Origin of the sequence: Collinsella sp. AM41-2BH (genome assembly GCF_003468085.1) — a bacterium.
In the GTDB taxonomy this organism is placed as follows: Bacteria; Actinomycetota; Coriobacteriia; order Coriobacteriales; family Coriobacteriaceae; genus Collinsella.
Map to the genome: position 1 here is coordinate 79700 of NZ_QSGH01000008.1, position 24525 is coordinate 104224.

Annotated in this window: 19 protein-coding genes; 9 read left to right on the forward strand and 10 right to left on the reverse strand. The window is 61.4% G+C overall.

From position 1 onward, the window contains the following. Positions 1 to 109: 109 nt before the first annotated feature. Positions 110 to 1735 carry an ATP-binding protein gene (locus DW899_RS05690; RefSeq protein WP_117800274.1) on the forward strand — a complete coding sequence of 542 codons (1626 nt, stop codon included), beginning with the start codon at positions 110 to 112 and terminating at the stop codon, positions 1733 to 1735. A 4-nt stretch (positions 1736 to 1739) separates the two neighbouring features. Beyond that, the gene (locus DW899_RS05695; protein WP_233539917.1) at positions 1740 to 2453 is read left to right on the forward strand and encodes a response regulator; all 714 of its coding nucleotides are present in this window, start codon (positions 1740 to 1742) and stop codon (positions 2451 to 2453) included. Positions 2454 to 2547: 94 nt separating this feature from the next. Here the strand turns inward: DW899_RS05695 and rlmKL are convergent, their stop codons facing one another. After that, entirely contained in the window at positions 2548 to 5124 is a 2577-nt protein-coding gene (rlmKL, locus tag DW899_RS05700; RefSeq protein WP_117800275.1) for a bifunctional 23S rRNA (guanine(2069)-N(7))-methyltransferase RlmK/23S rRNA (guanine(2445)-N(2))-methyltransferase RlmL, read from the reverse strand. Positions 5125 to 5199: 75 nt separating this feature from the next. On the opposite strand from rlmKL, the gene DW899_RS05705 reads away from it, so the two are divergent. After that, positions 5200 to 6027 (forward strand): HAD-IIB family hydrolase, encoded by an 828-nt coding sequence (locus DW899_RS05705; protein WP_158566576.1) that lies wholly within the window; start codon positions 5200 to 5202, stop codon positions 6025 to 6027. Positions 6028 to 6072: 45 nt separating this feature from the next. On the opposite strand, the gene DW899_RS05710 is transcribed toward DW899_RS05705, so the two are convergent. Further along, positions 6073 to 6864 (reverse strand): DeoR/GlpR family DNA-binding transcription regulator, encoded by a 792-nt coding sequence (locus DW899_RS05710; RefSeq protein ID WP_158566577.1) that lies wholly within the window; start codon positions 6862 to 6864, stop codon positions 6073 to 6075. A 348-nt stretch (positions 6865 to 7212) separates the two neighbouring features. Here DW899_RS05710 and DW899_RS05715 point away from each other — a divergent pair, with 348 nt between their 5' ends. The 5 genes from DW899_RS05715 to DW899_RS05735 all read left to right on the forward strand — a co-directional run bounded on the left by DW899_RS05715 (position 7213) and on the right by DW899_RS05735 (position 11222). Continuing rightward, a complete protein-coding gene (locus DW899_RS05715) occupies positions 7213 to 7923 on the forward strand; it encodes a transaldolase (protein WP_117564350.1) in 711 nt (236 codons plus the stop codon). Positions 7924 to 7932: 9 nt separating this feature from the next. Next, positions 7933 to 8379, forward strand: a complete 447-nt coding sequence (locus DW899_RS05720) for a PTS sugar transporter subunit IIA (protein WP_117564351.1) — start codon at positions 7933 to 7935, stop codon at positions 8377 to 8379. Between the two features lie 75 nt (positions 8380 to 8454). Continuing rightward, positions 8455 to 8730 carry a PTS sugar transporter subunit IIB gene (locus DW899_RS05725; RefSeq protein ID WP_022094539.1) on the forward strand — a complete coding sequence of 92 codons (276 nt, stop codon included), beginning with the start codon at positions 8455 to 8457 and terminating at the stop codon, positions 8728 to 8730. Between the two features lie 71 nt (positions 8731 to 8801). Next, positions 8802 to 10193 (forward strand): PTS ascorbate transporter subunit IIC, encoded by a 1392-nt coding sequence (locus tag DW899_RS05730; protein ID WP_117635569.1) that lies wholly within the window; start codon positions 8802 to 8804, stop codon positions 10191 to 10193. Between the two features lie 324 nt (positions 10194 to 10517). Continuing rightward, the gene (locus tag DW899_RS05735) at positions 10518 to 11222 is read left to right on the forward strand and encodes a transaldolase (protein WP_199569339.1); all 705 of its coding nucleotides are present in this window, start codon (positions 10518 to 10520) and stop codon (positions 11220 to 11222) included. Between the two features lie 405 nt (positions 11223 to 11627). On the opposite strand, the gene DW899_RS05740 is transcribed toward DW899_RS05735, so the two are convergent. From DW899_RS05740 to DW899_RS05760, 5 genes are all read right to left on the reverse strand, one after another. Then, positions 11628 to 12761, reverse strand: a complete 1134-nt coding sequence (locus DW899_RS05740; protein ID WP_117786803.1) for an Abi family protein — start codon at positions 12759 to 12761, stop codon at positions 11628 to 11630. A gap of 180 nt (positions 12762 to 12941) precedes the next feature. Beyond that, positions 12942 to 15089 carry a Tex family protein gene (locus DW899_RS05745; protein ID WP_117800278.1) on the reverse strand — a complete coding sequence of 716 codons (2148 nt, stop codon included), beginning with the start codon at positions 15087 to 15089 and terminating at the stop codon, positions 12942 to 12944. Positions 15090 to 15509: 420 nt separating this feature from the next. Beyond that, positions 15510 to 16550, reverse strand: coding sequence for a Gfo/Idh/MocA family protein (locus DW899_RS05750; protein ID WP_117800279.1), 1041 nt, complete (start codon positions 16548 to 16550; stop codon positions 15510 to 15512). A 69-nt stretch (positions 16551 to 16619) separates the two neighbouring features. Continuing rightward, positions 16620 to 17876 carry an MFS transporter gene (locus DW899_RS05755; RefSeq protein ID WP_117800280.1) on the reverse strand — a complete coding sequence of 419 codons (1257 nt, stop codon included), beginning with the start codon at positions 17874 to 17876 and terminating at the stop codon, positions 16620 to 16622. Positions 17877 to 17942: 66 nt separating this feature from the next. Continuing rightward, positions 17943 to 18824: an SDR family NAD(P)-dependent oxidoreductase gene (locus DW899_RS05760; RefSeq protein ID WP_117800281.1), complete on the reverse strand. Its 882-nt coding sequence runs from the start codon at positions 18822 to 18824 to the stop codon at positions 17943 to 17945. Positions 18825 to 19056: 232 nt separating this feature from the next. Here DW899_RS05760 and DW899_RS05765 point away from each other — a divergent pair, with 232 nt between their 5' ends. Further along, on the forward strand, positions 19057 to 19935 hold the full coding sequence (locus DW899_RS05765) for a LysR family transcriptional regulator (protein ID WP_233539918.1): 879 nt from the start codon (positions 19057 to 19059) through the stop codon (positions 19933 to 19935). Between the two features lie 305 nt (positions 19936 to 20240). On the opposite strand, the gene DW899_RS05770 is transcribed toward DW899_RS05765, so the two are convergent. The 3 genes from DW899_RS05770 to DW899_RS05780 are packed head-to-tail and all read right to left on the reverse strand — an operon-like array spanning position 20241 to position 24493. Further along, positions 20241 to 22160: an ABC transporter ATP-binding protein gene (locus tag DW899_RS05770; RefSeq protein ID WP_117800282.1), complete on the reverse strand. Its 1920-nt coding sequence runs from the start codon at positions 22158 to 22160 to the stop codon at positions 20241 to 20243. Next, complete coding sequence (locus DW899_RS05775; RefSeq protein WP_233539919.1) at positions 22153 to 23997, reverse strand: ABC transporter ATP-binding protein; 1845 nt, start codon at positions 23995 to 23997, stop codon at positions 22153 to 22155. The genes DW899_RS05770 and DW899_RS05775 overlap by 8 nt, the downstream gene beginning before the upstream one ends. After that, on the reverse strand, positions 23990 to 24493 hold the full coding sequence (locus DW899_RS05780; protein ID WP_117800283.1) for a MarR family winged helix-turn-helix transcriptional regulator: 504 nt from the start codon (positions 24491 to 24493) through the stop codon (positions 23990 to 23992). Before DW899_RS05780 ends, DW899_RS05775 begins: the two co-directional genes overlap by 8 nt. Between the last annotated feature and the right edge of the window lie 32 nt (positions 24494 to 24525).

Consider the following 24525-nt stretch of genomic DNA (forward strand, 5'->3'; position numbering starts at 1 on the left):
GCGGGCTGCAAAGGCTATACACTTGGAACCACCACAAGGAGGCCACCACCACAAAGGTGCCTGTCCCCTTTGTGGTGGTTTTTGTTTTTGAGAGAGGGGCGGGGCGCTGATGGACGTCCATGCGGACGGCGATATTGCCGATAACTTTTGGTGGCGGCGTACAACGCTGACGCGTCGCAGCCCTCTGTATGACGCCTGCGTATCGGCGGGGCTGCTGGTCGCGGCGACGGTTGTGGGCGCGCTGCTCGACCATCCGGGTCTCGCGCCGAGCATCATGATCGTCTATGTGTTTGCCGTGCAGCTGTGCGCCTTCTTTACCTGGAGCCGCCTGTACTGCCTGCTGAGCTCTGCCGCCGCCGTGGCGCTCTACAACTTCTTGTTTGTCGACCCGCGCTACGCGCTGTCGTTTATCGACCGCGCCTATCCCGGCATGTTCTTCATTATGTTTGCGGTCTCGCTCGTGTCGAGCTCGATTGCGCTGGCCCTGCGCCGCGCCTTGGCGCAGGCTGCCGCCAGCGACCGTCGCACGCAGATGGTGCTCGAGACCAACCGCATGCTGCAGCGGTGCGGCGATCAGCAACAGATTGTGCATGCTATGGCAACGCAACTGGCGCGTCTTTCGGACTGTCCGGTCGTGTGGTATAGCGCCGATGCCGACGACGATGACCTGCTGCCGCGCACGATGTACACGGCCGTGGGCGATGCCGCGCCGGTGCACCAGCTGGCGCCGCAGATGCCGCCGCGGCTCTCGGCGTCCGCCTATGTGGGAACGCCGCTCGATGCCACCTATGGCGCTTCGGCGTTCTATGGCATATACCTGACTGTGCGCTCGGGTGACACCATGGTGCGCGCGGGCGATCCCGCCTCGGTGGTGGGGGTGCTCGCCATTGTCGCCGAGCCCGATGCGTTGACGCCCGAGGAGCGGACGCTTGCCGATGCCATCGCGAGCGAAGGCGAGCTGGCGCTCGATCGCGCCCGCGCCATGGAGGCCCGTGAGGAAGCGGCGGTGCTCGCTAAAAACGAGCAGCTGCGCGCCAACTTGTTGCGCTCCATCTCGCACGATTTGCGCACGCCGCTTACCAGCATTTCGGGTAATGCCGACGTGCTGCTCGACCAGGGCTCGACCGGCACGGCCGTGCTTGACGACCAGACACGCCGCGGTATGCTCCTATCCATTCGCTCGGACGCGCAATGGCTCAATGCTACCGTCGAGAATCTGCTCGCCATCACCAAGCTCGAGGGCGGCGGCATGCATCTGTCGACTACGCTCGAGCTTATGGACGATATCGTCGAGGAGGCGCTGCGCCACGTAAACCCGGCCGTGCGCGAGCACGACCTTAAGGTGGTGGCGTGCGATGAGCCGGCGCTCGTCAACGTCGATGCGCGCCTGATGGTGCAGCTGGTGGTAAACCTGGTGAACAACGCCATTACCTACACGCCCGCGGGCTCGCATATCGTGATTTCGATTAGCGTCGACGGCGGGTGCGTGAGGTGTTCGGTCGCCGACGACGGCCCGGGCATTGCGCCCGAGGACCGCGAGCGCATCTTTGAGTCGTTCTACACCGCCAACCATGGCCTGGCCGACAGCCGACGCAGTGTGGGCCTGGGGCTTTCGCTTTGCCGCTCCATTGCGCTGGCGCATGGCGGTAGCATAGAGGTTGCCGCGGCGGACCCGCACGGCTCGGTCTTTACGATCGAGCTTCCCGCCGTCGACGTTTCGTTTGATAAGGAGTAGCGCTGTGCTGAACTCTGCCGTGAAACCGCTCATCTTGGTCGTTGAGGACGACCCCGCCGTCCGCAACCTTATCGTCGCCGCGCTCGAGGCGCACGGCTTGCGCCATATGGCTGTGGAGACCGCTCATGCCGCCATCGCCGCCGCCTCGTCGCAGGCGCCGAGCATTGTGCTGCTCGATCTGGGCCTGCCCGATATGGACGGCGTCAAGGTGGTGGAGTCGGTGCGCACGTGGTCGGGCATGCCGATCATCGTGGTCTCGGCGCGCAGCGAGGACGCGGACAAGATCCGCGCGCTCGATGCTGGTGCCGACGACTACCTGACCAAGCCGTTTTCGGTCGAGGAACTGCTCGCGCGCATTCGCACGACGCTCAGGCGCCTTTCGTATGCGCAAACGGGCGGCGTTGCCTCCGAGGGCTCGTTCGATACCGGTGAGCTGCATATCGATTTTGATGCTGGTATCGCCATGATGGATGGCGAGGAACTGCACCTGACGCCGATCGAGTACAAGCTCCTGTGTCTGCTGGCGCACAACGCCGACAAGGTGTTGACGCACCAGTTTATCCTGCACGAGATTTGGGGCACGGCGACCAAGAGCGACCTGGCGAGCCTGCGCGTCTTTATGGGCACGCTGCGCAAGAAAATCGAGTCCGACCCCGCGCATCCGCGCTATATCCAGACGCATGTGGGCATCGGCTACCGATTGGTCATCCAAGGCTAGATCGCCAACCACCATCCCAATATGAGTTGCGGTGAAATACGGTCTAAATTTGCCTAATTCCAGGCAAAACAGTCCGTATTCCACCGCAACTTTGTTACTTGCCCTTGGGCTTGCTGGCGTAGAACTTCTTCTTTTTGGGCTTGCTGGCGGGGGAGGGTTTGCCGGCAAAGTTGGACTTGCCGTCGCCGCGCGGCCCTCGGTCGCCGGCCTGCGCGTGCGCGGGTGCTGCTGCGCGAGGCTTGCGGGCCTCGGGGTTGCGTAGTTCCTCGACGCGCTCGGCAATTTCCTCGGCGCTAAAGCCGACTTCGGCCATGGCGTCCTCGATGGGCAGGCGGCGCACGATGTAGCAGTGGTGCACCTTCTGGTTGCGCGCGAAGTCCTCGGGGATGGTCTGCGCCGTAATGTCCTCCAGCACCACGCCCGCGCGGGCGAGCTTGCGCGTTTCGGGGCGGAAGCCGCGCAGGTTGCAGCTAAAGATGGCATGGCCGCCCTGCGCGAGCAGGCGCGATACGCCAGCCAAAAGCTCAACATGGTCGCGCTGGACATCCCAGGTGCGGCGGCCCATCTTGGAGGAGTTCGAGAACGTGGGCGGGTCGACAAAGATCAGGTCCCAGCGGTTGCGCGTCTGGCGCTGGTCGCGAATCCAGGCGAGCACGTCGTCGCGCACAAAATGATGCTGAGGCCCCACAAAGCCGTTCTGGCGCATGTTGCGCTCGGCCCAGTCCAGATAGGTATTGGAGAGGTCGACCGTCACGGTCTCCTCGACGTCGCCATCGGCCGCGTAGCAGGTGGCAGTGCCGGTGTAGGCAAACAGATTGAGGAAGCGGCGCGCCTGCTTGGCGTGCTCGCGCACCAGGTTGCGGGTGACGCGGTGGTCCAAGAAGATGCCGACGTCCAGGTAGTCGTCAAAGTTGACGGCAAAGGTGAGGCCGCCCTCTTCGATGAGCGGCAGGCGACGACGCGCGATATTGGCGCGCTCGCCCGATGCGCCCTTGCCGGCGCCCTGCTTGCCGTACTGCGAGCCGCCGCGCGAACGCATGCGGGCCTTGGCGTGCACATGCTCGGCGGGAACATCTAGGATGCGCGGCGCGATGGCCAGAATGTCGAGCATACGGGCCTGGGCCAGTGCGGGGTCGATGGTCTTGGGCGCGGCGTATTCGGCGATGACGAGCCAGCGGCCCGGCGTCTGCGGGCAACCCTCGTACAGGTCGATAGCGGCGGAGTAGTCGGGCAGGTCGGCATCGTAGACGCGGTAGCAGCTCACGCCCTCGCGCCTGGCCCACTTGCGGCGCAGACGGGCATTCTTGCGCAGGCGGTTGGCGAACTGCTCGGACTCGGGGATGAGCACGGGCAGCGGCTTGCCGTCGCCCAGGTCGAGCATGGCGGCAGGCTCGGGCATGGGGACGTTGGCGGTTTCGTCTTGGGCATCCGCGGTCTGCTCCTCGGCATCTGCGCTGGTCGCAGCTTCGAATGTCGCGGCGGCGTGGTCGAGCGAGGGCCAAACCTCAATAGCCGCCTCCTCGTTATTGGGCATGACGGCGATGGAGCGCGCAGGCTCGGCATGGAGCGCGCGGGCCATAAGGCCGTCGCGAGTGAGCGCGGCGACCGGTGCGGTAGCGAGCTCGGGCGCGCGGCGCAGCTCGCCGACCAGCGTCATGGCGTCGTGCATGAGCGAAAGCGGCGTCTCGGTGGTGTCTGCGACCACGGCAACGCCGGCGACAGCACCCGCATGGTCCAGCACGGTGGCGGGCTTAGCGGCGCAAAAATCGACAAAGCGCTTGTAGCCGGCGCACTTGACCATGCGCTCGGCGGTCTTGCGGGCGGCGGGGTCGATGTCTACGGCCACGATGCGCGCCTGCCGCTCGCGCGCTGTCGCCTCGCGCTCGCGCGCCTCGGCAAGTAGCTGCTCCCACAGGGCGGCATCATGCAGCTGCCAGCCCTCAAAGCCCCAGCGCTCGCGCGCAGCACCCGGGGCGCGGTCGGTTAGGATATTCACTGCCTCCAGCAGCAGACCGCCGCCGGCGCACGAGGCGTCGACCAGCGTGGGCAGGGCTTCGTTCTCGTAGTCGTCGGCCGTCAGCTCGCGCTCGCACAGCGCGGTCCAGCCGACCTGCGCCAACACCAGGGCGGCGTAGTCGGGGCGCAGCACGTGCGCGCCCTCGCCGGCTCGAGTCGCGGCGGGCGGCAGGCGCTTGAACAGCGGGTCGCCCGAAAGGTCCAGGCTTATGCTCGCACGGCGCTGGCGTAGCGAAAGCAGCAGGTGGACGTCGGGATCGGCGGCGTCGACATCGGCGCGACGGCCCGTGGTCTCGGCCAGGCGATCGCACAATGCGTCCTTGGCGCGCAGGGCAGAGAAGCGCGTGTTGCGCAGCTGCTCGGTCACACCACGGGCAGTGATGGCAATGGTGGCGCCGCAGCGGACGATGTTTTCCCAGGCAATGTCGTAAACGGCATCGTACAACGCATCGGCATCCTGCGCCTCAAAGCGCCCAAGCACCACAAACACGCGGCTGGCCAGGCGCGACCACAGACAGGCGCGGTAGCCTTCTTCGAGCTCGCCCTCAAACGTAGCGCGGCCCTTCAGGCGGCGGACATGCGAAAGCCCGAGCCGTTTAAGCTCGTCGGCGAGTGCGGACTCAAAGCCCTCGGGGCAGCTTGCGTAAAATTCCATGGGTGACCTCTCTGGTTGCGTCGCTCCATTATATGATGGATGCTTCGTTTGCCCTTATCCTCGAAAGGAACCCATATGATTGATGCGTGTCCCGAACCCGCTGTGCTCTTTTTTGACGTGGACGGCACGCTGACGTCGTTCGATCCCGACGATATGACCGATAAGGACTTCAATGCAATCCATCCGTCGAAGGCCGTTGTCGATGCATTTGGTCGCCTGCGCAATGCGGGTCACCAGGCATTTATCTGCACGGGTCGCCCCTTGTGGCTGATTGCCGATGGCCTGCGCGCGCTGAACCCGGCGGGTATCGTTGCCATGGCGGGGGCCACGCTCGAGGTCGAGGGCCGCGTGGCACACGAGGACTGCATTGACGAGGACATTGTTGAGGAGCTCGCGCGTCGCATTACTGTGGCGGGCGGCGAGGCATTGTTCGAGACGAACGGTGCCACCTATTCACTTGAGCCAGTTGGTGTCGAACAGTCATTTCTGCTAGGCGCCGGCGTGGTGCATGGCACCGATCAGATGCGCATCGATGGCCGCTTGCGCGTAGGCAAGGTGTGCATTAACGCGTACGACCTGGCTCGCGTAGCCAACGATGACGGCTTTATCGAGCGCGAGTTTGAGCTGTGCAACACCGGTGGTCAGAATCGCGAGCTGAGCCCCAAGGGCATCGACAAGGGCGTGGGCGTGGCGCGAGCGCTGGAATACCTGGGTCGCACCGGCAACGCGCGCACCTTTGGCTTTGGCGATTCCGGCAACGATCTGGGTATGCTCGCCGCCGTCGAGACGGCTGTAGCCATGGGCAACGCCATGCCCGAGGTCAAAGCAGTCGCCGACTACGTGACCGACGATGTCGCACACGACGGTACCGTCACAGCGATGCGCCATTTTGGGTTGATTTAATAAATGGCCGGGTCGCCCGCAGTGGGGGCGACCCGGCCATTTGAGCTATTTTGCAATATAGAGCTTGGGATGACTGCGACTGCTCTCGATCGCCGCCGTCATGATGCCCTCGTCGTCTCCATCAACGATGATGCCGTCGAGGTCATCGATCTGCGCGGACTGATAAAAACTGGTCTTATTGAACTTTCCCTGGTCAACCATCATGTAGCCCTGGTTTGAGTTGATAAGGTACATATGCTTGATCATGGCCGAGAAGTCGTGCTCGACGGTAAAACCGTGGTCGGGGTGGAATCCGTCGGCACTGACAAACGCCTTGTCGGCATGTAGTTTGCTCATGCAGTCGAGCGTTAGTGCGCCCGCGAGATAGAGGTGGCCCTTGCGCACGGAGCCGCCCAGCAGCACTACCGAAGCATTGGGGAGATTGAAGCTGGCGTAGTTCGCGATTGCAAGATCGCCGGTGATAATGGTGATCTCACGCTTGTCCATGAGTGCCTTAGCGAAGTAAAAGCCTGTGGTGCCGATATCAATTACCAGAACATCGCCATCATCAACAAGAGTTGCTGCGGTTGCGGCGATGGCCTCCTTGGCCTCGACTTGGACATTGATGCGCTCCTCGGGATACGAGATTGCGTTGGAGCGAGAAAGCGATACCGCTCCGCCGCGTACGCGACGCAGCTTGCCTTCGGATTCCAGCGAGATGAGGTCGTGCCGTGCGGTGACTTCCGAAACCGAAAAACGGCGAACGATGTCGGATACCGAGATATTTGGCTTTTCGGCCAGCCAGTTCATGATAAATCGCTGACGCTCGGCCGGTGAAAGGTCTGAAGTAGATGCCATATGCCGCTCCTTTTGAACAAAAGGTAAAAGATGCGCCTTTCGTAATCGAAATATAACGTATCGATATGAAAAGAACAAGGCAAATTCGAATGAATCAAAAGAACGGAATGGCATGTCACAAATGCATGCGTAGCAGATAGTTCGCACGTAAACGGGCTATAAAGAGTCTCATTCTGAAGGTGCCGCCCAAAAGAAGTACGTTCACGCCCGATATTCGACCGTTCACGGAAAGTTGACAATTGAGCTTTCGATAGCTTTTGAAATGGTTTATAAAAGAAAACCGAAAAGCTTTTGAAACAAAGAAGAAGGCTTTCGATAGCAATAGTGTTAGATGAGAAAGGACCGAACATGGCGATCAAGGTGTTTGCCGACGGCGCTAACCTCGAGGGTATGCTTGACATGCATGACAATGGCAACGTTCAGGGCTTCACGACCAATCCTTCCCTTATGAAGGCCGGCGGCGTGACCGACTACCGCGCTTTTGCCAAGACGGTTCTTGAGCACATTACTGATGTGTCGGTCTCTTTTGAGGTATTCGCCGACGACGAGGCGGGTATGGAAGCCGAGGCTCGCGAGATCGCAACCTGGGCAGACAACGTCTACGTTAAGATCCCGGCGCTCAACACCAAGGGTGAGTCCACTGCCGCTCTGGTCAAGCGCCTTTCTGCCGACGGCATCAAGGTGAATGTCACCACTATCTTCACGCCCGAGCAGGTCGACGAGTTTGTCGATGCCGTCTCTGCCGAGACCCCCTCTATTCTGTCCATCTTTGCCGGTCGCATTGCCGATACCGGCGTCGATCCGCTGCCCCTCATGGCGGAGTCCGTAAAGAAGGCTGCCGTTAAGCCTGCTGCCGAGGTTCTCTGGGCGTCTACGCGCGAGGTCCTCAATATCTTCCAGGCGGAGTCCGTTGGCTGTCAGATCATTACGGTCCCCAATGCCCTTCTTGCCAAGCGCAAGAATTTCGGGAAAGATTTGCTTGAGTACTCGCTTGATACGGTCAAGGGCTTTGCCCGCGACATTCAGGCGCTTGGTTTTCATATCCTGCCCGAGGAGTAGGGGACGAGCATGCTGACCGATCTTCTTAAGCCCGAGCTTGTTGCCTGCCACGTCGAGGCCTCCGACTGGGAGGAAGCGATCAAGGCATGCGGTAAGTTGCTCGTAGACGCTGGCAAATGCGACCAGAGCTATGTTGACGCCATGATTTCATCGGTTCACAAATTCGGCCCCTATATGGTCTTGGAAGAGGGCATCGCCATGCCCCACGCTCAGGCAGATGGCAATGTGAGTGAAGCGGGGATCTGTATCGTCACGCTTGACCCTGCCATTGCGTTTGGACACGAGGATTTCGATCCGGTTCACGTGCTCGTGGGTATTTGCGCACCCGACCCCAAGGCTCATCTTGGCTGCTTGGCGGAGCTTTCGCAGATGTTCGAGGACGAGGACTGCGTTGCCAAGCTCAGCGCATGCGATACGCCCGAGCAGGTTTTGGAGACCATGCGTTCATTCTTTTAGGCCTTAATGGCACGGCGATGCGTCGCCGCTTTTGGATAGACGGAAAACCGTCACGTGTAGGAGAGGAAGGTTGCCATGCATATCATCACCGTATGCGGAAACGGCATCGGGTCCAGCCTGATGCTCGCTGGCAAAGTCGAGGAGCTTTGCGAGGAGGAGGGCATCAAGGCCGACGTTGAGTCTATGGACCTGAACGGTGCTTCTTCCGCAAATCCGGATCTGTTCATCACCGTTAAAGAACTCGCCCCCGAGCTCCACGGCAACGTTGTGATCGTTCGCAGCTATGTGAACAAGAAGAAGATCCGCGAAGACGCCCTCGAGGCAATCAAGGCGGCCGCCGCTAACGCCTAAAGCGGCACAAAAAAGGGCGGTTCCCTGTGGAAGAGGGAAACGCGCCCACGTTAGAGAGAAAGGAAGCGCAGATGCAAGCCATCCTTCCCATACTTGAGTTTATCCAATCGATTCTGACCAAGCCAGCGTGGATTATGGGTCTATTTGCCTTTGTGGGCCTTGTCGCGCTTAAGCGTCCTGCCCACAAGGTGATGACGGGCACCCTGAAGCCCATTCTTGGTTACATCATGCTGTCCGCCGGCGCCGCTGTTGTTCAGGAGAACCTTGCTCCGCTGGGTACCTTCATCGAGACCGGTTTCCACATCACCGGCGTCGTGCCCAACAACGAGGTCGTCGTTTCGATGGCTCAGAGCGTCCTCGGCGTTCAGACCATGATGATCCTGATTCTCGGCTATGTCGTGAACATTATCATTGCCCGCTTTACCAAGTTTAAGTACATCTTCCTGACGGGCCATCACAGCATGTTTATGGCCTGCCTGCTGTCTGCCGTTCTGCAGGCATCTGGCTTCCAGGATGTCCAGCTTGTCATCGTGGGCGGCATGTTCCTGGGCCTCGTGAGCGCTATGCTTCCCGCCGTTGGTCAGCGTTTCACCGAGAAGGTTACCGATGGCGATGAAATCGCCATGGGCCACTTCGGTTCACTCGCCTATTACATCTCCGCTGCAGTCGGTACGCTTTTTGCTAAGGACGCCGAGGAGAACAGCACCGAGAAGATCGAGGTTCCCGAGAAGTTCGCCTTCCTGCGCGACACTACCATCTCCACGGCTCTTACCATGGCCTTCTTCTACCTGGTTACCGCTTTCGCCGCTTACATCGCAGATCCTGCGGTCGTTACCAAGACCGCTGGCGGCGACAACGTGATTGTCTATGCCCTGACCTGTGCCCTGTCCTTTGCCGTTGGTGTCACCATCGTCTATAACGGCGTTCGTATGATCCTTGCCGACCTGGTCCCGGCTTTCCAGGGCATCTCCAACAAGCTGATCCCCGGTGCCATCCCCGCCGTCGACTGCGCCGTCTTCTTCCCCTATGCTCCCACCGCCGTCATCCTCGGCTTTGTCGCTTCTTTTATCGGTGGCGTGGTCGGTATGTTCATCGTGGGCGCTACCCTGGGCATCTTCATCATCCCGGGCATGGTTCCTCACTTCTTCTGCGGTGCTACCGCGGGCATCTACGGCAATGCTACCGGCGGTCGCAAGGGCGCAGCTCTTGGCGCTTTCGTCAACGGCCTGCTCATCACCTTTGCCCCGGCCCTGCTCCTGCCCGTTCTTGACGTCTTTGGCTTCAAGAACACTACGTTCGGCGACTTTGATTTCTCCGTCATTGGCATTACGCTTGGCCGCGCTGCCGAGGCCTTCGGTACCACCGGTGTCTACGCGATTCTCGCTGTCCTTTTGATCGTCGCCTTCGTTCCCAACTTCATCCACACCAAGGGTGCTGTGATCAATCACGTTGAGGAAGAGTAATCCAGGCATACGTTAAGCCCTAATCGGGCGGAGCTCCGATAACCGGCTCCTACACGGAAGCGGTGACGTCTCAAATGAGGCGTCACCGCTTTTTGTTTTGGACTGGTTGTGAAAACGCACCGGTGAAGCGCTGTCTCTGCGCCGCGAACGGAATCAACCGCGATGATCAGCAAAAACGTTTTGCCGCTGGGGTGTCGATATAAAAATGGTAAAACTGCAAAACCGTTCGCCGAGAAGATGAAAACCCGCAGCTCACGCCTTGATAAACGTAGGTAAAGTGTTTAGCAGTTTAACGCCCATGTGCAAGCGAAAGGAATCAGGCAGATGGCAATCAAGGTGTTCGCTGACGGTGCAAACCTCGAGGGCATGCTCGACATGTACGAGAACGGCAACGTTCAGGGCTTCACAACCAACCCGTCCCTTATGAAGAAGGGCGGCGTGACGGATTACCGCGCATTTGCCAAGGAGGTCCTGGCCCACATCACCGATGTGTCCGTTTCGTTTGAGGTTTATGCCGACGACGTAGAGACCATGGAGGTCGAGGCACGCGAGATCGCTACCTGGGCCGAGAACGTCTACGTCAAGATTCCGTGCGTGACCACTAAGGGCGAGTCCACCGCCGAGCTGGTGCGCAAGCTTTCCGCCGACGGCATTAAGGTCAACGTCACCACCATCTTCACGCCCGCGCAGGTCGACGAGATGGTCGAGGCCGTTGACGCCGAGACGCCGTCCATCATCTCGCTCTTTGCCGGCCGTATCGCCGACACCGGCGTCGATCCCATTCCGTTTATGACGGAGTCGGTCAAGAAGGCCGCCGCCAAGCCAAACTGCGAGGTCCTGTGGGCGTCCACGCGCGAGCTCATCAACATTTACCAGGCCGAGGCCTGCGGTTGCCAGATCATCACGGTGCCCAACAGTATCCTGGCCAAGCGCAAGAACATCGGACGTGACCCGTACGAGGTCTCGCTCGATACCGTGCGCGGATTTGCCAAGGATATCGCCGCTCTGGGCTTCCATATCCTGCCGTAAGCAAGGGTACCCCCTGCGGCGACGTGCAAAATCGCGAATATTCAGCACGGTAAAGGCTTTTACCAGCTGGTTGAAGCACGGAACGGCCCCCGTTTTGGCTCTAATTGACGCTAAAACGGGGGCCGTTTTTGCTTTTATGGCTCTCTGAGGCACCGCGGGGCTATCGAGAGATGCTGAATATTCGCGATTTTGCACGTCGCCAAGAGGGGGAAGTCGGGCCCTACTCTGACCACTCGGACGTACTCTTACCCGAACCCGCTGCTTCATGGGACGGCATGTCATGCGTCTGAGCTGCGGTTTTCATGCAGCGGGTAGTCGGATTGCTGCTGAGTTGCTCGAACCTACTCGAACCTACTCTGTTCGAGCGGGGCCCAAATGGTAAGGGGCTATTAGGGGGCTGAAGAGCTATAGGGAGCTCGAAGAGATGACATCGGCTCCCGAGCGCATGACTTCCCCCAGCATCCTGATTCCTCGGTCAAGCTCGATCTGCTTTTCGAAATAGTCGGCGTGCTCAAGGAAGCGCTCGCGCAGGGTGCGCAGGCCTGCCGCCTTTTCCGACCTCGCGTCCGCATCGCTGACAATTCTATCGAAGCAGAGCACGAGTGCGGTGAAGTCGTGGATGACGGGGAAGCGCTTCGTAAGGGCGACGAGCTCCTGGTCGATTCCGAGCTCCTCCCGCGCGGCCGTCGCGATGGAGCCGACGGGCTTCTGTAGACGCTGCCCGATCGTGTTCAGAACGTTGCCGTTATGAGCGGCCGCGTTGCGCAGGGCCTTCACGGGGAACAGGAGCTGCTTGACGGATTCGGCCTCCTGGCTGCGTTCCCTCCTGAGGTCGTAGAAGTAGAACTTGTAAAGCGCGATGATTCCCCCGAAGGAGACGAGTTCCAGGTAGTTCCAGACGTACATGTCCTCGCGTCTGCCGTACTTATTCGCGAGGTCCCGGGTGTAGTTCGAGTCTCCGAGGTACGAGACGCTGCGCTCGAGGTGCTCCGGGTCTATCCCCAAAGTCTGATCCTCGGCGATGTGGAGCATCTCGAGGAAGAGCATCACCCGATCGCTGCCGCCCACCCCATCTAGCCGGTCGGCGATGGCCTTCATCCTCTCGACGGTGGCTTCTGACCCGCTTGGATCGAACCGCTCCTCCAGCATCCTCTCCTTACGCAGCCTTTCGTGGGCGAAAAGGAGGTCGAGGACCTCCTTCCCGTCGGCGCCGTCGTCCATCATCGTCCGGTTTAGATGGACCTTCATGTAGTGCTCGATGTCAAGCGTCATCGAGAGGATGTGCTCGCGGAGGTGGTGGTCGAGTCTGGTGAGCTCGGTGAGGTAGGCGAAGTCTAGGTTGACGTAGCGTCCGTAGCCCTCCGACGCGGGGCTACGATACGTTGAGAAGCACTTCGCAAACGCCTTGACCTTGAAGAAGAAGTTCTTGTCGCGGAGGAACGCGACTGCATCCTTGGGGCTCATTATGTCGAAGCGGACGCCCCGCTCTGCGAGGTGGGCGACCTGTTGTTCTGCCGGGATGAGCGGGCGCTCCTTCATGATCGTTCCTCCAAAACGAAAAATGCGGCTGTAGGTACAGGTACCCGCAGCCGCTAAAAGCCCGAAGGCTTTTCACACTGCGGACAGTATACCCCACTTTGCCGAAGGGACAAAGAGCGCGGGGAACGCCCGCCCTCTTTGCGACACTTGCCGCGAAGAGGGGATATCCGCTTTGGCGGTTTACTTTCCTTGCACCATGGTGAGGGAGATCTTCTTGCGGTCGCGATCGACCTTCTCGACCCACACCTTGACCGTGTCGCCGACGCGCACCACGTCGCTCGGGTGCTTGACGAAGCGGTTGGCCAGCTTGGAGATATGTACGAGGCCGTCCTGGTGCACGCCTACGTCGACGAAGGCGCCAAAATCGACAACGTTGCGCACCGTGCCCTTGAGCTCCATGCCGGGTTCCAGGTCGTCGATGGAAAGCGCCGAGCGGCTAAAGACCACCTCGGGCGCATCGTCGCGCGGATCGCGGCCGGGTTTCTTGAGCTCGTTGACGATGTCGATGAGCGTGAGGGTGCCGCAGTCCAGGTCGCTTGCCAGCGCCGAGATGCTGCCCAGGCGGCGCTCGATATCGGGCACGCCGCCTCGGCTGAGCTCACTGGCCGCCACGCCGGCGCGTTCCAAGACGGACGTGGCCACCTCGTAGCTCTCGGGGTGGACGCTTGTCGCGTCGAGCGGGTTCTTGCCGCCGCTGATGCGCAGGAAGCCCGCGGCGTTGAGGTATGCCTTGGGTCCCAGCTTGGGGACCTTCTTGAGCTGGCGGCGATCGGTAAAGGCGCCGTTTTCCTCGCGGTATGCCACGATGTTCTTGGCCACGCTCGGCGTAATGCCCGACACGTAGCCCAGCAGGCTTGCGCTCGCGGTGTTGACGTCGACGCCCACACGGTTGACGACGTCTTCCACCACGTGGCCCAAGGTGCGCGAAAGCTCGGCCTGGTCAAGGTCGTGCTGGTACTGGCCAACGCCGATGGACTGGGGCGGAATCTTGACGAGCTCTGCCAGCGGGTCCTGCAGGCGGCGGCCCAGGCTCATGGCGCCGCGCACGGTGACATCCAGATCGGGATACTCCTGGCTCGCGAGCTCGGAGGCGGAGTACACCGACGCGCCCGCCTCGTTGACGATGGTGTAGCGAAGGCTGGGCGCCTGCTCGGCAATAAACTCCGAGACGACTTCCTCGGTCTCGCGGCTGGCGGTGCCGTTGCCGATGACGATGGTGTTGACGCCGTTCTTCTTGACGAGGCGGGCGAGCTCACGCTTGGTGCCGGCGACGTCGTGGCGCGGCTTGGTGGGGTAGACCACGCCGTGGTCGAGTAACTTGCCGGTCTCGTCCATGACGGCGACCTTGCAGCCGGTACGGTAGCCCGGATCGAGCGCGAGCACGCGGGCGCCGCGCACGGGGCGTGCCGAGAGCAGGCCTTCGAGATTCTTGGCAAAGACGTTGATGGCCTCGGTCTGGGCGCGAACGGTGAGTTTGGCGCGGGCCTCGCGCTCCAGCGAGGGGGCCATGAGGCGCTTGTAACCGTCAGCGATGGCGGCATCGAAGATGGGAGCAAACACGCCCTGGCGGCGGGGCCAGCGGCTGCCGAGGCGTGCCGTGGCGGCTGCGCCGTCGACGTCCACGCGCACGCGGAGCTTGCCCTCGCGCTCGCCGCGGTCGATAGCCAGCACGCGGTGGTTGGGTATACGGCGCAGTGGCTCGTCATAGCTGTAGTACGGCTCGTAGGGAGTCTTCTCGGCGGGGTCGGTGGCCTCGACGACGATGTCGGCGGTGTTTTGCGTAAAGGCGCGCAGGTCGGCGACGTTCTCCGGGTCCTCGGCTACCGTCTCGGCCACGATGTCGGCGGCGCCGGCGAGCGCCTTCTCGGGCGTGTCGAAGCCGGCCTCCTCGTTGACGTAGTCCGCGGCGGCGTCGAGCGCGCTGCCCTTGGCCGAAGCCTGCATGATGATCATGTTGGCGAGCGGCTCCAGGCCGGCCTCGCGTGCCTTCTGCGCGCGGGTCATGCGCTTTTTGCGGTAGGGCTTGTAGAGGTCCTCGACACGCTGGAGCTGTGTGGCCTCGCGAATCTGTTGCTCGAGTTCGGGCGTGAGTTTGCCCTGGGCATCGATGAGCAGGATGACGTCCTCTTTACGCTGCTCAAGATTGCGCAGGTAGGACAGGCGCTCGTCGAGTGCGCGCAGGGCGACGTCGTCCATGCCGCCCGTGGCTTCCTTGCGGTAGCGCGAGATAAAGGGAATGGTGTTTCCCTCGTCGATGAGCTTGACGGCCGCCTCGACGTTGGCGGCCTTAAGGTTGAGCTCGCGGGCGAGCTGGGCGATAAGATCCATGGGACTCCTTGCGTTTAAGGTGCGTTTGCAGCACAGAGCTACCAAGGATACCACCTGCCACTTCGCCCAAAAAAGACTGTTTTGGCGCGGAACCACGAAAGCGGCCTATCTACTACGTTTGAACCGTGTGGGTCGACCATCCCCCGGTTTTCCGAAAATGCGCAAGCCGTTTACCTGCGGTTTTTATTTCGCGAAATTCTGTATGGTTGAGGGTGATTGGTTAAACGTAGTAGATAGGCACATTTCGTGGCGAACGAATCAAGCTAAGGTGCAAAAAGTCCCCCGTCCCAGAAAAATCATTGGCAACGTAGCAAAATGCCCCGCGGGCAGGAAGCTGCTCGCGGGGCAAAGAAGAGGGGCTTATTTGTGGCGGACCGAGGGGCCCGGCATGGGGTTTCTGCCGCGGCCTGTCCTAAGGTGCTACAGCTCGACGAGCTGGCCGGTCTCGGCGGCCTCCTTGATGGCGTTGAGAAGCGTGAGCGTCTTGACGTTGTCGGCGGGGGTTACGACGGGCTCGACCTCGCGGCGGACGACCTTCACAAAGTGCTTGAGCTGCATCTTGTGCGGCAGCGCCGGGTCGACGGCCGGAATCTCCATCTGCAGCGGCTTGTGCCAGTTGGAGGCGCCGTCGTAGGAGAACTGATGCAGGCGGGGCAGCGAAAGGGCACCCAAGGTTCCGCCGATAAAGTAGGCGTCGGCGTCGAAGGGGCGGTACTGCGGATCCTCGCGAGCGGTTGCCTCCCAGTTCCAGGGGCTGGCGGTGGCGTCGGAGATGGTCATGCTCGCAAGCGCGCCATCGGCAAAACGGACGTTGACCACGGCGGAGTCCTCGGTCTCAAAACCGCGGGCGGCGCTGGACTGCATGCCCTGGACGGCGACGGGCTCGCCCAGCAGGTAGCGGAGCAGGTCCACGTCGTGAACCAGGTTGACCAAGATCGGTCCGGCACCCTTCTTGCGGCGCCACTCGACATCGAAGTACTCGTCATTCTTATAGATCATGTAGTGGAAGCTCGACACGGTGAGCTTGCCCAGCTCGCCGGACTTGATGATCTCCTTGGCCTTGTTGACGAAGGGGTTGTGGCGACGGTGCTGACCCACGAGCACGGGCACGCCGGCGGTCTCGGCCTCGGCGGCGAAAGCCTGGGCATCCTCGAGGTCGTTGGAGATCGGCTTTTCGACCAGCGGCACGATGTTGCGCTTGATGGCCTCGCGGGCAACGCCCAGGTGCAGGTCGTTGGGGGTGGCGATGATGACGGCCTCGGGCTTGACCTCGTCCATCATCTGGGCGGGATCGGTAAAGAACGGCACGCCGGCAGCCTCGGCCGTGGCGCGGGCGCCCTCAAAGGCGTCGGCGATGGCGACAAGCTCGGCCTCGGGCTCCTCGGTGACAAAGCGGATGTGGTTGCGGCCCATGGCGCCGGCGCCGATGACGGCAATGCGGACGGGGTTGAGCTCAGACATTTCGACTCCTTAATGCTGGTGGCTGGTGGAATGTGACAAAGGGACAGTCCCTTTGTCACATCGGTAAAACTAGGCGGACTTCTTCTTGCTGTCGGAGACCATCATGTAGAGGGTGAGCACGACGGCGATGGCGGCGATCACGATGGCGCCGTAGAAGGACTGCTGGTAGGCGGCGCTGCCGGCCTCGGCGTGATACAGCACGGCAGTGATGGGCTGGCTGATCCAGGTAGAGGCGGCGTAGCCCAAAAACATGATGCCGTAGTTGACACCGATGTTGCTGGTGCCAAAGGCGCCACCGGTGAGCGGCGGGTAGATGACGAGCAGGGCGCCAAAGCTAAAGCCGAGCAGAGCGAGCGCCACAAAGAACATGCTCTGCGTAAAGCTCATCGACATGATGACGAGCGCGACGATGGTCACGACAAGGCTGATGAGCAGCGACTTGTAGGCACCGATCTTGTCGATGATCTGGCCAAAGGAAAGGCGACCGACCAGGTTAGCGCAGGTGTTGACGGAGACGACCACGCCGCCGAGGGCGACGGCCGCGGCACTCGTGGGGTCGGCGAAGAGCTGGACGGCGGCGATGGAGGCAACCTTGCCCACAAGCAGGGTGCCCGCGGTGGCGGCAAAGGCGAAGGTGACGATAAGGACCCAGAAGCGCGGGGTCTTGACCATCTCGCCCGGGGTGAGGTCGCCGAAGGTGCCGGCATGTGCGCCGCCCTTGGGGGCCTCAAAACCCTCGGGCAGCCAGCCGCCCTCGGGGGCCTTCAGGAACAGGGCGGAGGCGGCGATCATCACAAAGAAGATGACGCCGAGTGCCTTGAGGGCGCCAAAGATACCGAGGCTCGGGATGAGCAGCGAGGCGAGCACCGGGGACAGCACGGCGGGGCCGGCGGTCGAAGCGGCCAGGGTGATGCCGGAGGCGAGGCCCTTCTTGTCGATGAACCATTTTTGGCCCGTGGTGAGCGCGGGGTTGTAGCCCAGGCCGTTGCCGATAGCGGCGACGAGCGAGAACCACAGGTAGAACTGCCACGGCTCAGTGACGGTGCCGGACATGAACCAGCCCACGCCGTAGCACACGGCGGCGGCAATCACGACGTTGCGGGGGCCGATCTTATCGGAGATGCGGCCGGCGAAGATGCCCGTCACGGCCATGATGGTCTGAAAGACCGGGAAAGCCCAGGTAAGGGCGCTGGACCACTCGGGGTAGACGGCGAGCAGGTTCTTGCTCACGACGGAATACAGAGCGATGGAGCTGATGAAGAACATGGTGACGCACGCGGCGGAAAGCACGACGGCGCGACCCTTGTTGGAGTTGGTGGAAGCCATTGGACTCTTTCTAATCGATGCGGGGGAGGGGCGGACACGTCCGCGGGGCCTCCCTGTCAGGCTGGTTTACTGGTCAGTGGGCTTTGCGACGCCAGACTCGTCGGACCAAAGCTCGACACCCTTGTTCTTGAGGTAGTTGTCGGCAAAGGCTCGACGGCCGCCGGGCTTGGCGGTGAGGTCGCCCATCATATTGGAGAAGCCGCCGTCGACTTTGATGGCGTCGCCGGTGGTGAAGTCCGAGCGCTTGGACGCCAAGAACATGACGGCGTTGGCGATATCACTGACCTCGCCGATGCGGCGCGTGGCGATGAGGCGGCTGCGGCTCTTCTCGACCTCGGGGTCGGCGTAAAAGTTGGTCGACATCGGGGTCTTAACGAAGCAAGGCTCGACGCAGTTGGAGCGGACGCCGTAGGGGCCCCACTCGGCGGCGAGCATCTTGGACATCATGTTGACGCCCGCCTTGGTGGAGCTGTACACGCCCGAGAACGTCTCGGGGGAGTGGCTGGCAACGGTCGAGATGTGCACCAGGCGGCCCTGGCCGGCCTTGATCATCTCGCGACCAAAGCGCTGCGAGGTGATGAAGTAGCCGGTGAGGTTGACGTTGAGCACCTGCTCCCAGTCGCTTAGCGGCAGGTCCTCCATGGCGGCGAAGCGCAGGATGCCGGCGGTGTTGACGAGAACGTCGACGCGGCCGAAGTCGGCGATGGTGGCGTCGACGGCGGCCTGAACCTCGGCCTCGTCGGTGGCGTTCATCTTGTAACCCTCGGCGTGGATGCCAAACTCGGCAGCGAGGTCGGCGGCAGCGGCCTTGACCTTCTCCTCGTCCAGGTCGAGCAGGACGACGTTAGCGCCATTGCGGGCGAACTCGCGGCAAATCTCGACGCCCATGCCGCCGAGCGCTCCAGTCACAGCGCAAACATCGCCCTCGAGCTTAAGCCAATTGCTCATAGGAACTTCCCTTCTTATGCCTCCCGGTGGGTCGCTCCCATTAACCGACCCACGTGGTTTTCGCTGGTTATCGTATGCTTTGCATTTGCGCAGGTGAATTGCATATTTGTTAGAATGGCATTAACCATAGGTTTACACTGTGCGATGCAGTTTATTCTCAATTGAGCGCATGACCTGCGAAACAACCTCCTGTGGCACCATGTGGCCACGGGCGCGAAAACGGGAGATTGACGTGTACGATCGACGACTTGAGGCCATATCGGCCGCTGCGGAGCTGGGAAGCTTCTCGCGTGCGGCGGCACAATTGCGCGTGTCGACTCCGGCGCTCGTCAAGCAGGTGTCGGGCTTCGAGGCCGAGTTCGGCATCACGCTGTTCGAACGCTCGCACTCGGGCGTCAAGGTGACGCCGGCGGGCGCTCTGCTGGTGGACGACGCGCGCTCGATCATGCGGCAGTCCGAGGACGCGCTGCGCCGTGCCCGACGCGCGGCGGGCGATGGCGGTGCCGTGCGCCTGGGCGTGTCGATGATGTGCCCTGGGCGCCAGACGCTGTCGATGTGGACGAGTGTGCACGAACTGGAGCCGTCACTGCGCTTTGAGATTGTGCCGGTGAGTGACCTTTATGATGAGCGCGAGACCGTCATGCGCAGCTTGGGCCGCGAGGTCGATGTGGTGCAATCGAGTTTTTCTACCCCACGCTGGGGTGATGCCTGCCAAAAGCTCCTTATCGTCAACGTACCGTTTTATATTGATGTGCCGCGCACGAGCCCGCTTGCGCGCAAGACGCGCATCACAGTTGCCGACCTGGAGGGCATGCGCCTGCGCGTGCTCCGTCACGGCAACGACGCCATGGACAGCCTGCGCATCGACCTTTTGGCCGACGGCGGCGTGGACGTGATCGACGTGGATAGCTTCGACTTTGCGCTCTTTAACGAGGCGGAGGAAAAGGGCGACGCGGTGCTCACCTGCGGAGCTTGGTCAGGCGTACACCCGGCCTTTGTAGGCGTGCCGTTCCTGTGCGGCCGCGAGGTGCCGGTTTTTTTGCACTATCCGCTCGAGCCAACCCTCCAAGTACAAAAATTCGTCAACGCCATGGCCCAACTCCTCAACTAGCTCATTTGGCGCGGGTAGTCTTTTTGGGACGGGGCTTTTTTAGCTACTTTCGCCGCCCTGCCTGCGCACCCTCAAAGTAGTCAAAAAGCCCCGTCCCAAAAAGACTAACAAAACGAGGCCCTGGCCAAACGGCCAGGGCCTCACTAACCTTTATTCCGTTTTAAACAACGGGCTGATTGCGCGCAGGAGGGTGCCCCGGGGCGGCGGGGTATTTCCTCCGCGCGCAGTTTCGCAGCGAAGCGAGAATGTTTGAGCACGGAGGAATTACCCCGACGCCCCGGGGCACCCTCCGTCAGTAACCGTTCCTACTCCAGCTCAAACGCACCCGTGTACAGCTGGTAGTAGTACCCGCGCTTGGCGATCAGCTCGTCGTGGTTGCCGCGCTCGATGATACGGCCGTGGTCCAGACAGATGATCGCGTCGGAGTTGCGCACGGTGGACAGGCGGTGTGCGATGACAAACGTCGTGCGGCCCTCCATGAGCTTATCCATGCCCTCCTGCACGATGGCCTCGGTGCGGGTGTCGATACTCGACGTAGCCTCGTCCAGAATCATCGCCGGCGGATCGGCGACGGCAGCGCGGGCTATCGAGATCAGCTGGCGCTGGCCCTGCGACAGCTGGGCGCCGTTGCCGGTGAGCATGGTGTCATAGCCGTCGGGCAGGCGGGTGATAAAGTCGTCCCCGCCCGCGAGCTTGGCCGCCGCGATGCACTCCTCGTCGGTCGCATCCAGGTTGCCGTAGCGGATGTTATCCATCACGGTGCCGGTGAACAGGTTCACGTCCTGCAGCACGACGCCCAGGCTTCGGCGCAGGTCGGCCTTGCGGATCTTGTTGACGTTGATGCCGTCGTAGCGGATCTTGCCGTCGGCGATGTCGTAGAAGCGGTTGATGAGGTTGGTGATGGTCGTCTTGCCGGCACCGGTGGCGCCGACAAACGCGACCTTCTGGCCCGGCTTGGCAAACACGGACACGCCGTGCAGCACCTCGTGGTCGGGCGTGTAGCCAAAGTCGACGTTGTCCATGACCAGGTCGCCGCGCAGCGGTACGTACTCGATCTCGCCGGTTGCGCGGTGCGGATGTTTCCACGCCCACATGCCGGTGTGGTGGTCCGCCTCCTCGAACTCCCAAGTCTCGGGGTTCACCTGCGCGTTGACGAGTGTCACGTAGCCTTCGTCGGCCTCGGGCTTCTCGTCGATGAGCTCAAAGATGCGGTCGGCGCCGGCGAGGCCCATGACCACGGCGTTGATCTGCTGTGAGATCTGGCCGATCTGTCCGCAGAACTGCTTGGTCATGTTGAGGAACGGCACCACGACGGCGATGGACAGCGCCATGCCCGAGATGCTCAGGTTGGGCACGCCCAGCGCCAGGAAAATGCCGCCCGCCAGTGCGACCAGCACGTAGAGCAGGTTGCCCAGGTTCATAAGGATGGGCATGAGGATGTTGGCGTACATGTTGGCCTTCTGCGAGACCTCGAAGAGCTTTTCGTTGCGCTCGTCAAAATCGGCCTCGGCGGCAGACTCGTGGCAGAACGCCTTGACGACCTTCTGGCCGTTCATGACCTCCTCGATATGGCCCTCGACCACGCCGAGCTCGGTCTGCTGCGCAATGAAGAAGCGCGCGGAGTTGGAGCCGAGCAGCTTGGTCATAAAGGTCATAAAGGCGACGCCGGCGATGATGACCAGGCACATCCACACGCTGTAGTACAGCATGATAAAGAACACCGTGACGATGATGATGATCGTCATGAGCAGGTTGGGCAGCGACTGACTGATCATCTGGCGCAGCGTATCGATGTCGTTGGTGTAGTGGCTCATGATATCGCCGCGCTGGTGCGTGTCGAAGTAGCGGATCGGCAGGTCCTGCATGCGGTTGAACATCATCTCGCGCAGCTTCTCGAGCGAGCCCTGCGTGACGATAGCCATGGCGCGGTTCCAGAAGAGTGAGGACAGGACACCGACGCCGTAGATGCAGGCGAGGGTGGTCACGAGCTGCAGAATCTTGGGCTGTGCGGCTTCCCAATCGCCCGACTGCCACGATTCGCTAATAATCTGCAGGGCGCTCTGCAGGAAGGTCGCGCCGATGGAGTTGATGATGGCGCAGAGCACCACGCCGGCGACGACAAGGGGCAAAAGCACGGGATAGAAGCCAAAGAGCGTCTTGATGAGGCGCGACATGGTGCCGCCCTTACGGTTGAGCGCGCGCTCGGCGGTCGTTGCCTTACTCATGTGCCTCGCCTCCTTCCTGGGTCTGAGCTTGCGTTGCGGTCATGTCGGTGTTGTCTGCCGCCGTGTTCGCGTCGCCAGAGACGTCGTCGGCGTCTTGCGTACCTTCGGCAGACATCTTGTTTTGCGAGGTAAAGGTCTCGCGGTAGATTTCGCTCGTCTTAAGCAGCTCGTCATGGTTGCCGATCTGCGCGATTCGGCCGCCCTCCATGACGATGATGCGGTCTGCGTCCTGCACGGAGCTGATGCGCTGGGCGATGATGAGCTTGGTCGTGTTGGGCAGATAGCTTGCCAGCCCTGCGCGGATCTTGGCGTCGGTCTTGGTGTCGACGGCGCTGGTGGAGTCGTCCAGGATCAAGATCTTGGGGCGACGCAGCAGGGCGCGTGCAATGCACAGGCGCTGCTTCTGACCGCCCGAAACATTAGAGCCGCCCTGTTCGATCCAGGTGTCGTAGCCCTTGGGGAAACCGTCGACAAACTCGTCGGCGCAGGCCAGATGCGCTGCCTCGCGGACTTCCTCGTCGGTGGCGTTCGGGTCGCCCCAACGCAGGTTCTCGGCGATGGTGCCGCTAAACAGCACGTTTTTCTGCAGCACCATGGCGACCTGGTGACGCAGCGCGTCCAGGTCGTAGTCGCGCACGTCCACGCCGCCCACGCGCACAGCGCCTTCGGTGGTGTCGTACAGGCGGGCGATGAGGTTAACGAGCGTGGACTTGGCCGAGCCGGTGCCGCCGATGATGCCGATGGTCTCGCCGCTCGTAATGTGCAGGTCGATATCGTCGAGCGCCTGGCGCTTCGCATGCTTGGAATACTTAAAGCTCACGTGGTCAAAGTCGATGGAACCGTCGGCAACCTCGAGCACGGGCTCGGCGGGATCGGCGATCGTGGGCTCGGCGGCCAGCACCTCGGCAATGCGGTGTGCCGATTCGTCGGCCATGGTCACCATGACAAAGATCATCGACAGCTGCATCAGGCTCATGAGAATCTGGAAACCATAGGTAAAGGTCGAGGAGAGCTGGCCCACATCGAACAGCGTGCCCTGGCTCGTGATGATGAGCTTGGAGCCCAGGTAGATGATGACGACAAACGCGCCGTTGACGCAGATGTTCATCATGGGGTTGTTAAAGGCGAGCAGCTTCTCGGCGCGGGTGAAGTCCATCTGGACATCGCGCGCGGCGGCCGCGAACTTCTCCTTCTCAAAGTCTTCGCGTACGTAGCTCTTAACCACGCGCATGCCGGTGACGTTTTCCTCGACGGACTCGTTAAGGGCATCGTACTTGTGGAACACGCGCGAGAAGATGGGGCGCACCTTAAAGATGATAAAGAACAGTCCAAAGCCCAGCAGCGGAATGATGACCAGGTAGACCATGGCGACGCTGCCGCCCATGATAAACGCCATGGTAAAGGCGAAGACCAATACCAGCGGCGCGCGCACGGCGATACGGATGATCATCATAAAGGCCTGCTGAACGTTGTTGATGTCGGTGGTCAGGCGCGTGACGAGCGATGAGCTCGAGAACTCATCGATGTTGGCAAAGCTGAACGTCTGGATCTTGTAGAACAGGTCGTGACGCAGGTTCTTGGCGAAGCCGCAGCTCGCATGGCTGCAGGTGACGCCTGCCGCGGCGCCAAAAGCAAGCGATGTCAGCGCGATGAGCACCAAAAGGCCCGCGGTGGGAAGCATCTCGGCTACGGTGGCGCCGTCTTTGATGGCGTCGATCAGGTTGGCGGTGATAAATGGAATCAGCATCTCGCAGAGCACCTCGCCAAGCACGAGCAGCGGCGTGGCAACGGTGACTTTCATATAGTCGCGGATGCTTCCCATGAGGGTTTTAATCATCCAGTTCCTCCCAGGTTACACGGATTTTCTCGAGCATTTCGGCGAGCTGCTCGCGCTCGTCGTGGGTGAGGGCACTAAAGGCTTGCTCTCTAAAGCGAATGCGGGCCGCCTGGTCGATGCGGGCGTTTTCCCGGCCGGTTTCGGTCAGGCGAATGGTGAGCTGCCGTCGATCCTTGGGGTTACGGCTGCGCTCGATGAGGCCGTTGAGCTCGAGCTTGGACAGGATCTCGGAAAGCGACCCCGGCTTGAGGTCAAAGTGCATGCCGAGTTCCTGCTGCGACATCTCGCCGCCGGGTTGCTTGGCCAGCAGGCAGATGATGGGCGCCTTGCCGGACACGCCTCCGCCATGAAAATGCATGTAATGGCCGCAAAAGCCCAGGCCGCTCAGGATGCGCTTGGCGAGTTTGTCTTCGGCGCTGACCGCTTCGGGTATGTCTACCGGTTGCGACGGGTCACCGCCGGGCTCATGCGGAAGGACGAGTGGTTCAACACACATATCTAAGCTTCGCTCCTTTCTTTAGTTAGGTA

What these genes read in the sequence shown, in the direction of transcription:
- DW899_RS05775 (WP_233539919.1), bottom strand. Translation starts at nt 23,997, where the DNA reads ATGATTAAAACCCTCATGGGAAGCATCCGCGACTATATGAAAGTCACC.
- DW899_RS05705 (WP_158566576.1), top strand. Translation starts at nt 5,200, where the DNA reads ATGATTGATGCGTGTCCCGAACCCGCTGTGCTCTTTTTTGACGTGGAC.
- DW899_RS05715 (WP_117564350.1), top strand. Translation starts at nt 7,213, where the DNA reads ATGGCGATCAAGGTGTTTGCCGACGGCGCTAACCTCGAGGGTATGCTT.
- DW899_RS05725 (WP_022094539.1), top strand. Translation starts at nt 8,455, where the DNA reads ATGCATATCATCACCGTATGCGGAAACGGCATCGGGTCCAGCCTGATG.
- DW899_RS05755 (WP_117800280.1), bottom strand. Translation starts at nt 17,876, where the DNA reads ATGGCTTCCACCAACTCCAACAAGGGTCGCGCCGTCGTGCTTTCCGCC.
- DW899_RS05710 (WP_158566577.1), bottom strand. Translation starts at nt 6,864, where the DNA reads ATGGCATCTACTTCAGACCTTTCACCGGCCGAGCGTCAGCGATTTATC.
- DW899_RS05720 (WP_117564351.1), top strand. Translation starts at nt 7,933, where the DNA reads ATGCTGACCGATCTTCTTAAGCCCGAGCTTGTTGCCTGCCACGTCGAG.
- DW899_RS05690 (WP_117800274.1), top strand. Translation starts at nt 110, where the DNA reads ATGGACGTCCATGCGGACGGCGATATTGCCGATAACTTTTGGTGGCGG.
- rlmKL (WP_117800275.1), bottom strand. Translation starts at nt 5,124, where the DNA reads ATGGAATTTTACGCAAGCTGCCCCGAGGGCTTTGAGTCCGCACTCGCC.
- DW899_RS05740 (WP_117786803.1), bottom strand. Translation starts at nt 12,761, where the DNA reads ATGAAGGAGCGCCCGCTCATCCCGGCAGAACAACAGGTCGCCCACCTC.
- DW899_RS05760 (WP_117800281.1), bottom strand. Translation starts at nt 18,824, where the DNA reads ATGAGCAATTGGCTTAAGCTCGAGGGCGATGTTTGCGCTGTGACTGGA.
- DW899_RS05735 (WP_199569339.1), top strand. Translation starts at nt 10,518, where the DNA reads ATGGCAATCAAGGTGTTCGCTGACGGTGCAAACCTCGAGGGCATGCTC.
- DW899_RS05770 (WP_117800282.1), bottom strand. Translation starts at nt 22,160, where the DNA reads ATGAGTAAGGCAACGACCGCCGAGCGCGCGCTCAACCGTAAGGGCGGC.
- DW899_RS05745 (WP_117800278.1), bottom strand. Translation starts at nt 15,089, where the DNA reads ATGGATCTTATCGCCCAGCTCGCCCGCGAGCTCAACCTTAAGGCCGCC.
- DW899_RS05750 (WP_117800279.1), bottom strand. Translation starts at nt 16,550, where the DNA reads ATGTCTGAGCTCAACCCCGTCCGCATTGCCGTCATCGGCGCCGGCGCC.
- DW899_RS05730 (WP_117635569.1), top strand. Translation starts at nt 8,802, where the DNA reads ATGCAAGCCATCCTTCCCATACTTGAGTTTATCCAATCGATTCTGACC.
- DW899_RS05780 (WP_117800283.1), bottom strand. Translation starts at nt 24,493, where the DNA reads ATGTGTGTTGAACCACTCGTCCTTCCGCATGAGCCCGGCGGTGACCCG.